Origin of the sequence: Mycobacterium sp. IS-1496, from assembly GCF_001499995.1 — a bacterium.
In the GTDB taxonomy this organism is placed as follows: Bacteria; Actinomycetota; Actinomycetes; order Mycobacteriales; family Mycobacteriaceae; genus Mycobacterium.
Window position 1 is genome coordinate 24,171 of record NZ_LQIU01000038.1, and the last position, 10,763, is coordinate 34,933.

Below are 10,763 nucleotides of genomic sequence, written 5' to 3' on the forward strand. Positions count from 1 at the left end.
TCATTCCTCTCGGTCCGCGGGGCCGGCGAGCAACGCCCGTCCGACCACCATCGCTTCGGCGCCGGCCGTGACACACAGCGGCGCAACGTCTTCGGTGACCCCGCCGTCGACGATCACGGGGAGTTCCTCCGCACGGTCGGTCGCGAGGGCTGTCACGATGCCCAGGCGCTCGACGCGGCAGCGGCCACGGGTGCCCGGTTCGATGAGCATCACCAGCACGCCGTCGGGTGCGGCGGGCCAGTGCGGATCGGTGCCCAGTCCGTCCCACTCCTGCCACAGCGCCACCCACGCCGAGGCGCCTGCGTCGCGGACCGCGGCGGCGCGCTCCTCGGTGAACGCCGCCCACGGCAGGAACACCTTGGCGGGTTGGCAGGTCAGCACATGCGCCAGTCGGGCGTCGACGAATTCGGGCGAGCCGATCAGGTGAACGTCGAAGCCGGACGGGCCGACTGTGTCCGCGATGTCGGCGAGTTCGGTCAGAGCGACACCGGCGGGCAGGCCTTCGTTCTCGGCCATGAGGTCGACGTGCACGCCGAGCCCGGCCTCGTGCATCGCCCTGGCCGCCGCGGTGCGCGCGGGCGGCGGCACCGCGTACACCGAACCGGCGAGCAGGCCCGGGTAGTCGCGGTGCCACGGTGCGAGCGGCGCGGCGGCGGTCACGACCCCACACCGTTCTCCAGCAGAGGCGACGCCGCCAGTTGCGCCCAGCGCGCCCGCAGCGCGGCCAGGTCGCGGCCGGTGCGCCGCGGCGAAACACGGTGCCGCACAGTCGGTTGCCACTGTTTGGCGAGATCGGCCAGGCCGGCGACGTCGCAGCTTGTGGCGACGGCGGCGGCCTGCACACAGGCTCCGCGGGCGGTGGCCTCGTCGGCGTCGAGCACGGTGACCTCGTCGTCGAGCAGGTCGGCGAGCAGCGCAAGGGTGGCCGGTGACCGGGTACCGCCGCCGACCGCGGTCGCGGCACCGCTGACGTCCACGCCGCACGCGCGCAGGCTGTCGCGTGCGCTCATCAGCGACAGCAGCGGCCCTTCCACGAACGCTCGCGCCAGTTCCTCGCGGGTGGTGTGGGAGGTGAGGTCGGCGAACGCGCCCCTGGCATCCGGGCGGTCCGGTTTACGTTCACCGTCGAGGAACGGCACCAGCACGGGACCCTGCGCCTCCCCGGCGCCGAGCGCGAGATCCGCCAGGCCGGTCAGGTCGGTGCCCAGCAGCCGGGCGGCGACATCGGAGACCCGTGCCGCGTTGAGCGTGCTCACCAGCGGCAGGTAGCCCCCGGTCAGATCCGCGACGCCGTCGACCATGCCGTTCTCGTCGAAAACCGGTGTGCGCGAGGACGTCGCGACGACACCGGAGGTGCCGATGCCGATGTACTGGTCTCCGTCGCGCAGACCGAGACCGAGGTAGGCGGCGTGCTGATCGCCCCCGCCCGGTCCGACCACCACCTCACCGCCGATTCCGAGCATCTCGGCGGCGGCGGCGCGCAGCATGCCGGCCGGCTCGCACGGACCGAGCACCGTCGGCAGCATCGACTGCCAGTCCCGCACGCCGCCGGCCAGGTCGAGGTACTCGGGGATCCACGCACCGGCCGCCACGTCGAAGTACCCGGTGCCCGACGCCTCGGAGCGGTCCGTGACCGGCCGCCCCGTCAGCCAGTAGGTCAGGTAGTCGTGCGGGAGCAGGATCGTCGCCGCCCGGTCGAGGACTCCGGGTTCGTGTTGGGCGACCCACGCGAGTTTGGCGATGGTGAACGCGGCGTTGGGCGCCGAGCCGATGCGGTGGATCCACGCCGGAACCCCGATCCGCGCGGCCAGCGCGCGCAGCGCGGAGGCGCCGGTCGTGTCGTTCCACAGTTTCGCGGGCCGCAGTGGGTTGCCGTGGACGTCGAGGATCACCAGACCGTGACACTGTGCGGCCACCGCGATCGCCCGGATGGCGGGCGGCTGGGCGCACTGTGCGAGCGCGGCCCGGGTGGCGGCGATCAAGGCCGATACCCAGTCGAGCGGATGCTGTTCACTGCAGGGCGGGAAGGCCGGGGGGTGCGGCGCCGAACCGCAGCCCAGCAGTTCGCCGGTGGTCAGATCGCGGATCTCCACCTTGCACGACTGTGTCGACGAGTCGACTCCGAGTACGGCGGTCATGTCCGCACCACCGGCACCGAATCGTCACCCGGGCGGTGCCCGCGCGCGCCGACTCCGCCGGCGGGATGGCTGTGCACGACATCGTGCAGGGTGTGTCCCCGCAGGGCCATCGACACCACTGCCAGCGCGTCACCCCACGCGCCCACGACCAGCGTGCTGGCCAGCGCGATCATCCCGCCCGGGTCGGCGTCGCCGGCGGTGCGGGGCAAGGTCTGCACCTGGGTCGCCGCCCTGGCGAACGGGCTCTGGGCGTCCTCGGTGATCGCGACGACGTCGACGCCACGGTCCACCAGACGTTCGGTCAGGCTGGTCATCTCGGCCGATCGCCCGGTCTTCGAGATGGCGAGCACCAGGTCGTGTCGGGTCACCGCACCCATTCCCCCGTGGAGTGCGTCCATCGCGGGCAGGTACACCGCGGGGGTGCCGCACACGGACAGGAGATGAGCCAGGCGTTCGGCCATGATCCCCGAGGTTCCCGAGCCGGTGGTGACCACCTTGCCGGTGACGGCGAGCAGCCGGCGGGCCACCGTGACCACACCCGCCTCGACGGTTCCGGTGAGCGCGGCGACCGCGTCGGCTTCCCGGGCGAGAACCTCGCCGGCGAGAGCCGTCAAGCCGGCGTCGTCCGGTCCGATGCGCAAGTGTTCGCCTCCGGTCAGATCAAATCTGCTCATCTGTTAAGTGAGCTACTCAGATGAGGGGTTGTGAACTGGATCATGCTATGCCTTATGCTCATATGTCAACGAGCGTGCACATATGTGCACGCGCGCTCGGGGTTGGCTGAGGAGGCAGCGGCATGGGACCGGACGAGCTGTTCCAGCGGGCCGTGATCGCGCGCCGCTATTACCTCGAGGGGCGCACCAGGATCCAGATCGCCGAGGAGTTCGGGCTCTCGCGGTTCAAGGTCGCGCGGATGCTCGACGAGGCCGTCGAATCCGGAATGGTGGAGATCAAGATCCACAACCCCGGCGCGGTCGACGTCGAGTTGTCCACCGAATTGCAGCGGCGTTACGGCCTCGAACACGCCTACGCCGTCGTCTGCGACACCACCGACACCGCCGACCGCGTCGAGGCCGTGGCCAAGGCGATGGCCGAGCTGCTGCAGTCGATCCTGACGTCCGGCGACGTGGTGGGGGTCGACTGCGGGCGCACGCTCACCCACATCGCGGCATACCTGACCTCGCTGCCCGAATGCGACGTCGTCCAGCTGACCGGGATGGCCGGAGCGATCACCTCCAACGGAACCGATCTGGTCCGCCGCATCAGCGAGATCAGCGGGGGCCGCTCCTGGCCGATGTACGTGCCGCTGGTGGTCCCCGATGCGCGTACCGCCGAAAGCCTCAGCGGCAACGCGCAATTGCAGGAGACCGTCGCCCGGCACGGCAAGGTCAGTTGCGCGATCATCTCGGTGGGCGCGTGGAGTCCGGGAGCGTCACAGGTGTACCAGTCACTGACGAGCGAGGAGACGCGGGCGCTCGATGAGGCCGGTGTCTGCGGGGAGACCTGCGCACTGCTGCTCGATGCGGACGGCAACCGCGTGCCGGGCCTCGACGAGCGGCGGATGGGGATCGCCGAGGCCACCCTGCGGGCCATCCCGACCAGGATCGCCCTCGCGACCGGCAGCGAGAAGATCGCGGCGACCCGCGCGGTGCTGCGGTCGGGACTGGTGTCGTCGCTGGTCACCGACGTCGACCTGGCCACCGCGGTACTGAACTGAATCACCCAGAGCCCCATCCAGGAAGGACGATATGACCGACGCCGAACCGACTGTGGATCTCGACTTCGCACTGACCGGGAAGGTCGCGCTGGTCACGGGCGGTGCGTCCGGTATCGGCGCGGCGATCGCGTCGGCGTTCGCCACGAAGGGCGCCCGCGTTGCGGTGGCGGACCTCAACGAGGCCGGGGCGCGCGAAGCCGCGACCGCGTTGCCCACCGACAGCAACGGTTTCGGTTGTGACGTCAGCGATCCCGCTTCGGTCACCGCGACGGTGGACGCGGTGGCGGACACGTTCGGGGCGATCGACATCCTGGTCAACAGCGCCGGGGTGGCCCGCCTCGCGCCGGCCGAGGACCTGTCGCTGGCCGACTGGGAGTCGACCATCGACATCAACCTCAAAGGCACGTTCCTCATGTGCCAGGCGGCGGGCCGCCGGATGCTGGCCGCCGGCGGCGGCAGCATCGTCAACCTGGCCTCGCAGGCCGCCTCCGTCGCCCTGGACCAGCACGTCGCGTACTGCGCCTCGAAGTTCGGGGTCGTCGGGGTGTCCAAGGTGCTGGCCGCGGAATGGGGCGGCCGCGGGGTGCGGGTGAACACGATCTCGCCGACGGTGGTGCTCACCGAACTGGGCCACAAGGCCTGGGACGGCCCGCGCGGTGACGCCCTCAAGAAGCTCATCCCGATCGGGCGGTTCGCCTACCCCGCCGAGATCGCCGCTGCTGCGGTGTATCTCGCCTCCGACGCGGCGGCGATGATCACCGGCGCCGACCTGGTGGTCGACGGCGGGTACACCATCACGTAGTCAGGCGCGCGGTGCCGTCGGCGTGCACGGTCACCGCGGCGCCGGCGATGTCGCCCTCCACGGTGGCCGCGGCGTCGTCCAGGTCCTGGATCACCGCGAGTGTGCGCGCCCCCTCGGGCGTGCGCACCGCGAGGAACGCCTTCTCCGGGACGCCGTCGCGGTCGAACGGCGTGGTCCACGACTCGACGGTCCCGACACCGGACCACTCCACGGCCAGGGTCCTGGTGGGTTCCCGGTCCACCTCGGATTGCACGTCCTCCCAACGGAATTCGCCCTGCGGCGGTTCGGTGCCGTAGACGCCGAAGCTGTGCTTGGTCAGGTAGCCGCCGTTGGCGGTGATCAGGCCTCGCTGCCCCGGGTCGGCCGCCAGCCGTTCGGCCATCGTCGCGATGGAGTGCGAGACGTAGTTGTTCCAGGGGCCACCGGCGAAGGTCAGCCCACCGGTGACGGTGAGCGGCCGCGCCGGATCGCCGACCGGCAGCCCGAGCTCGGTCGCCGCCACCTGCACCGCCGAGGGGAAACACGAGTACACGTCGATCAGGTCGATGTCCTCGATCGCGGTACCCGCGAGCTCCAACGCCCGCTGCCCCGCGATGCGGATCGCCGGCGACCGGTGGAATTCCGCGCGCTCGCCGATGGCGTAGGTGTCGTGCGAGTCGGTGCCGGCATACGGGAAGACCCAGCGTTCCGACGGGATCTTCAACTGCCGGGCGGTCTCGACCGAGGTCAGGATGAGCACCGCGCCCTGGTCGACCATGTTGTTGGAGTTCATCAGCTTGGGGTAGGGCCAGCTGATCATCCGGTTCTCGGGGCTCGGCTGCCAGATCGCGTCCGCGGCGAGCGCGTCGCGGCGCCAGGCGTGCGGGTTGTCGGCGGCGACCGCGGAGAACTGCGCCCACAGCTCACCGATCCGCCGCCGGTGCTCGTCGGGTGTCTCGCCCCCCGCGATGCGGACCGCCTGTTCGAACATCGGGTAGACGTAGGAGGGCCGGTCGAGGCCGATGCGGTTCTCGGCGTCGCCGGCCATCGGCACGTTCTCGTCGGCGCCGTCGGCCATCGGCACGGATTCGTCCTGGCGCGTCCAGTTCGGCTTCTCGTCCTTGGCGCGCAACCGCGTTCGCGTACGCCAGGTTTCGGCTCCGGCGATCAGGACGACGCCGTGGCGCCCGGACTGGATGTCCAGGCACGCCTGGTTGACCAGGCTCTGCGGGACGTTCCCGCCGATGCCGGTGTATCGGGTGGTGGCCTTGTCGGCGCCGATGCGCTGTGCCAGCAACAGGCCCGGGTCGCGGTAGCGCCAGGACAGCAGGTTCACCACCCGCACCGCGTCGACCGCCTCGAGCACCCGCGCGTCGGCGGCCTCACGGGCCGCGGCCTCCATCAGATCGACCGGTTCGAGGTCGGGCCGGTCCTCGCGCTGGTTCACCTGTCCGTAGCCGACGAGCACGGGGGTGTTGGCGGGCGAAGGCATCGACGCTCCTCTGGCCGTAGTTGACAGGTGTCAAACCCTAGTGTGCCCGACCGTCCCCTCCAGCCGGCACCCGGCCTCGTCATGCGGGCATCGCGACACATGAAGTGACACACAATCGGGTACCTGGATCTCACATGCCGTTCACCATGCCCGACGACAATGCTCGAGATGAGCACCTCAGATCACCGACGGGACGTCAATGAGTGAGACCACGCTCTCCCCCACCCTGTCCGACGAAGAGCTCCGGCTCATCGACGCCTACTGGCGAGCCGCCAACTACCTGTCCGTGGGGCAGATCTATCTGCTCGACAACCCGCTGCTGCGCGAGGAGTTGCGCGCCGAACACGTCAAACCGCGGTTGCTGGGACACTGGGGCACCACCCCGGGCCTCAATCTCGTCTACGCGCATCTGAACCGGATCATCCGCGAGCGCGACGCCGACATCATCTACATCACCGGACCTGGGCACGGCGGTCCGGGCCTGGTGGCCAACGCCTACCTCGAGGGCACGTACAGCGAGGTCTACACCAACATCGGCGAGGACGTCGACGGGTTGCGAAAGTTGTTCCGCCAGTTCTCGTTTCCCGGCGGCATCCCCAGCCACGTGGCGTCGGAGACGCCCGGGTCGATCCATGAGGGCGGCGAGCTGGGCTACGCGCTGGTGCACGCCTACGGCGCCGCCTTCGACAACCCTGACCTGGTGGTCGCGTGCGTGGTCGGCGACGGTGAGGCCGAGACCGGCCCGCTGGCCGCGAGCTGGCACTCCAACAAATTCCTCGACCCGGTGACCGACGGCGCCGTGCTGCCGATCCTGCACCTCAACAGCTACAAGATCGCCAACCCCACGGTGCTCGCGCGCATCCCGCAGGAGGAACTCGAGTCGCTGTTCTACGGCTACGGGTACCGGCCGATCACCGTCGCCGGCGACGATCCGGAGAACGTCCACCAGCAGTTCGCCGCCGCCCTCGACGAGTGCTTCGACCAGATCGCCGCCATCCAGCGGGCCGCGCGCCTCGACGAGGAGCCCGGCCGCCCGCTGTGGCCGATGATCATCCTGCGCACACCCAAGGGCTGGACCGGGCCGCGCGAGGTGGACGGCAAGAAGGTCGAGGGCACATGGCGCTCACACCAGGTGCCGCTGTCGGAGACCCACGACAACCCCGAGCACATGGCCCAGCTCGAACAGTGGCTGCGCAGCTACCGCCCCGAGGAACTGTTCGGCGACGACGGCGCGCTGATCCCCGAACTCAGGGCGCTCGCGCCCGAGGGGACCCGCCGGATGAGCGACAATCCGCACGCCAACGGCGGTGTGCTGCTGCGCGACCTCGACCTGCCCGACTTCCGCGACTACGCCGTGCCCGTCGAGCAGCCCGGTTCGCAGAGCGCGGAGGCGACCAAGGTGCTCGGCACGTTCCTGCGCGACGTCATCGTCCGCAACCAGGACCGGTTCCGGATCATGGGCCCCGACGAGACGGCGTCGAACCGGCTGTCGCCGGTGTTCGAGGCCACCGACAAGGCGTGGATGGCCGAGACCGCCCCCGAGGACGAGCACCTCGCCCCGGCGGGACGGGTCATGGAGGTGCTGTCCGAACACCTGTGCCAGGGCTGGCTCGAGGGCTATCTGCTCACCGGCAGGCACGGCCTGTTCAACTGCTACGAGGCGTTCGTCCACATCGTCGACTCGATGCTCAACCAGCACGCCAAGTGGCTGTCGAGCAGTGCGCACCTGAGCTGGCGGCGGCCGATCGCATCGTTGAACTACCTGCTGACCTCACACGTCTGGCGTCAGGATCACAACGGCGCCTCGCACCAGGATCCTGGGTTCATCGACCACGTCGCCAACAAACGGCCCGAGGTGGTGCGGGTCTACCTGCCGCCGGACGCCAACACGCTGCTGTCGGTCGCCGACCACTGTCTGCGCAGCCGCCAGTACGTCAACGTCATCGTGGCCGGCAAGCAGCCGGCACTGACCTACCTGACGATGGACGAAGCCGTCGCGCACTGCACCCGGGGGCTGGGCATCTGGGAGTGGGCGAGCACCACGACCGGCGAACCCGACGTGGTCCTCGCGTGTGCCGGCGACATCCCCACCCTCGAGACGGTGGCCGCCGCCGACATCCTTCGGCGCCGGCTGCCCGACCTGAAGGTGCGCGTGGTAAACGTCGTCGACATCATGCGGCTGCAGCCGGCGTCCGAGCACCCGCACGGTCTGCCCGACCGCGAGTTCGACTCCATCTTCACCACGGACAAGCCGGTCATATTCGCCTACCACGGTTATCCGTGGCTGATCCACCGGTTGGCGTACCGGCACGCCAACCACGAGCAGTTGCACGTGCGCGGCTTCAAGGAGCGCGGCACCACGACGACGCCGTTCGACATGGTGATGCTCAACGACCTCGACCGTTTCCATCTGGTCATGGATGTCATCGACCGCGTCGAGAGCCTGGGCACCAGGGCGGCGGGGCTGCGCCAGGAGATGGCCGACGCCCGGCTGGCCGCGCGCGCCTACACGCGCGAACACGGCGAGGACGACCCCGCGATCTCCGGCTGGACATGGGACAGCGGCTACCAGCCCGGCGGCACGCAGTCCATGGCCCAGGACACCGCCGACAACGAATAACGCCGGACGAACCCGGCCTCGGTACGATCGGTCGGGATGACTGCCGTTCCCGCCCATCCACACGCGCTGCCCCGAGTGCGGGTCTACGTCGACATCGCCGTGGTGGTGGCGGTGCTGGCGATCACCAACCTCGTCGCGCACTTCACCACGCCGTGGGCCAGCATCGCGACCGTGCCCGCGGCCGCCGTCGGGCTGCTGATCCTGGTCCGCCGGCGCGGTCTGGGCTGGACCGAACTCGGACTCGGGCGGGAGCACTGGCGTTCCGGAGCCGGATACGCGGCGGCCGCGGTGGCTCTGGTGCTCTCGGTGATCGCGATCGGCGCCCTGCTGCCGTGGACTCGCCCGATGTTCATGAACAACAACTACGCGACGATCTCCGGGGCGTTGATCGCCTCGATGGTCGTGATCCCGCTGCAGACCGTGATTCCCGAGGAGCTGGCGTTCCGCGGGGTGCTGCACGGCGCGCTGAACCGGGCCTGGGGTTTCCGCGGTGTGGCCGCGGCCGGATCCCTGCTGTTCGGGTTGTGGCACATCGCCACGTCGATGGGCCTGACCAGCAGCAATGTCGGCTTCACCCGGTTGTTCGGCGGTGGGGTGATGGGCACCGTCGCCGGTGTGGTGCTCGCTGTCGTCGCAACCGGGATCGCGGGTTTCGTGTTCACCTGGCTGCGCAAACGCAGCGGCAGCCTGCTGGCTCCGATCGCGCTGCACTGGTCGCTGAACGGCATGGGCGCGCTGGCGGCCGCCCTGGTCTGGCACCTGTCGGCCTGAGCGTCGGCCGGGCTCCGAACGGCGGCCAGGAAAGGCTCAGGCGATGTCGCCGACCTGTTGATAACGGTTCCGAGCCCTGTCGAGAGTTCTAAAATTGACGCAGTGGTCGGGCTCAAACTATCGAAGGGGGCCCACATGAGCGGCAATCTTCACCGCTGGGCAGTGTTCGGATCGACTGCGATCGTGTCACTCGCGGGCGTGGCGCTGATTTCGCCCGCAGTCGCCGGCGCCACCGAATGCGGATTCGGAACGGTATACGACGCGCCTTCCAACACCTGCGTCGCTCTACCACCCCCTCCGGCACCACTCCCGCCTCCTCCGCCCCCGGCATGGAACGGCGATATCACGCCGTACTTCAGCGTGGGGGCCTGCGTGCCGATCCCCATTCCGTTCGTGCCGTCGATCTGCGCGGGCATCTGACGACGGCGCACCACGTCCCGTGGCCTGAGAACCCCCGCCGGCGCTCTTCGTGCGCCTGTAGCGCGGGGCTCACAACCGGCGTCAGGCCGGGGGCAGCATCCCCGGAGCGTTCTCGGGAGCGACCGGAACGGCCACACCCACACCGGGACGGGCCGGCGGAGCGTTCGGGTCCGCGGGCGGCGGCGGCACGTTGGGATCGCCCGGGGCCGGTGGCGGCGGGGGCGGCGGGGGCGCCCACGGCCGGATCGAGTTGGCGAGCGTGACCGCCGCATCCCGGTCGACCGGGTTGGTGGCGGAGCCCAGCCACACCACGAACCACCGGTCCGGCGTCCGCTGGCCACGCGGGGTTCCCGGCGCCACCGGGTTACCCACCACCGCGGCCCAGATCTGCCCGTTCGGCTTGTTCGTATCGGTGAACTTCACCTCGTAGTACGACGCGACGCCCGGCATGCCGTCGGCATCGAGCTGAGTCGTCGACTGGTTGATCCGGGTGCCCGGGAACGGCATGAAGAACTCACCCATGTCCGACGCCAGCCGGTTGGCCGCCTTGGTGTTGTCGGTCTCGGCGCCCGCGAAGAGCTTCAGGTCGAGACGGCCCAGCAGCACACTGGTGTCGTTGGGCGGGTCGGTGACGCCCTCCGGCGGAATCCTCGTCAGCAGCGCCTGCCCGTAGGACAGGTTGGTCGCGTCGGAGACCTTCCACCCGGCGGGCACCACGTAGCTCAGGCCGCCCGCGGCGTTGTCGACGCGGCCCGGCTCCGGCGCAGGAGGCGGCGGCGGGGCGTTCGGATCCGCGGGGGGCGGCGCCGCGTCCGGGTCCGCCG

The 10,763-nt window shown here is 70.1% G+C and carries 10 protein-coding genes; 5 read left to right on the forward strand and 5 right to left on the reverse strand.

The window, feature by feature from the left end:
* Genes AU195_RS18845 through AU195_RS18855 form a run of 3 tightly spaced genes read right to left on the reverse strand, consistent with a single transcriptional unit; the run spans position 1 to position 2,812 of the window.
* Positions 1–660 (reverse strand): beta/alpha barrel domain-containing protein, encoded by a 660-nt coding sequence (locus tag AU195_RS18845; protein ID WP_059160580.1) that lies wholly within the window; start codon positions 658–660, stop codon positions 1–3.
* Positions 657–2,138 (reverse strand): FGGY family carbohydrate kinase, encoded by a 1,482-nt coding sequence (locus tag AU195_RS18850; RefSeq protein ID WP_059160581.1) that lies wholly within the window; start codon positions 2,136–2,138, stop codon positions 657–659. The genes AU195_RS18845 and AU195_RS18850 overlap by 4 nt, the downstream gene beginning before the upstream one ends.
* Positions 2,135–2,812: an SIS domain-containing protein gene (locus tag AU195_RS18855; protein ID WP_059160582.1), complete on the reverse strand. Its 678-nt coding sequence runs from the start codon at positions 2,810–2,812 to the stop codon at positions 2,135–2,137. Before AU195_RS18855 ends, AU195_RS18850 begins: the two co-directional genes overlap by 4 nt.
* 122 nt (positions 2,813–2,934) lie before the next feature.
* Between AU195_RS18855 and AU195_RS18860 the strand changes: the two genes are divergently transcribed.
* Both AU195_RS18860 and AU195_RS18865 read left to right on the forward strand, forming a co-directional pair.
* The gene (locus tag AU195_RS18860; RefSeq protein ID WP_059160583.1) at positions 2,935–3,855 is read left to right on the forward strand and encodes a sugar-binding transcriptional regulator; all 921 of its coding nucleotides are present in this window, start codon (positions 2,935–2,937) and stop codon (positions 3,853–3,855) included.
* Between the two features lie 31 nt (positions 3,856–3,886).
* Positions 3,887–4,657 (forward strand): SDR family oxidoreductase, encoded by a 771-nt coding sequence (locus tag AU195_RS18865; protein WP_059160584.1) that lies wholly within the window; start codon positions 3,887–3,889, stop codon positions 4,655–4,657.
* Here the strand turns inward: AU195_RS18865 and AU195_RS18870 are convergent.
* Positions 4,650–6,128, reverse strand: a complete 1,479-nt coding sequence (locus tag AU195_RS18870) for an acetyl-CoA acetyltransferase (RefSeq protein WP_059160585.1) — start codon at positions 6,126–6,128, stop codon at positions 4,650–4,652. The genes AU195_RS18865 and AU195_RS18870 overlap by 8 nt on opposite strands.
* A 199-nt stretch (positions 6,129–6,327) precedes the next feature.
* Between AU195_RS18870 and AU195_RS18875 the strand changes: the two genes are divergently transcribed.
* The 3 genes from AU195_RS18875 to AU195_RS25310 all read left to right on the forward strand — a co-directional run bounded on the left by AU195_RS18875 (position 6,328) and on the right by AU195_RS25310 (position 9,939).
* Positions 6,328–8,748 (forward strand): phosphoketolase family protein, encoded by a 2,421-nt coding sequence (locus AU195_RS18875; protein ID WP_059160586.1) that lies wholly within the window; start codon positions 6,328–6,330, stop codon positions 8,746–8,748.
* A 36-nt stretch (positions 8,749–8,784) separates the two neighbouring features.
* Positions 8,785–9,519, forward strand: a complete 735-nt coding sequence (locus tag AU195_RS18880) for a CPBP family intramembrane glutamic endopeptidase (protein ID WP_059160587.1) — start codon at positions 8,785–8,787, stop codon at positions 9,517–9,519.
* A gap of 135 nt (positions 9,520–9,654) precedes the next feature.
* Entirely contained in the window at positions 9,655–9,939 is a 285-nt protein-coding gene (locus AU195_RS25310; protein ID WP_082703116.1) for a hypothetical protein, read from the forward strand.
* 81 nt (positions 9,940–10,020) lie between these two features.
* Here AU195_RS25310 and AU195_RS18885 read toward each other — a convergent pair.
* Positions 10,021–10,763: APA family fibronectin-binding glycoprotein (locus AU195_RS18885; protein ID WP_059160592.1), on the reverse strand; the 743-nt coding region annotated here is incomplete at its 5' end.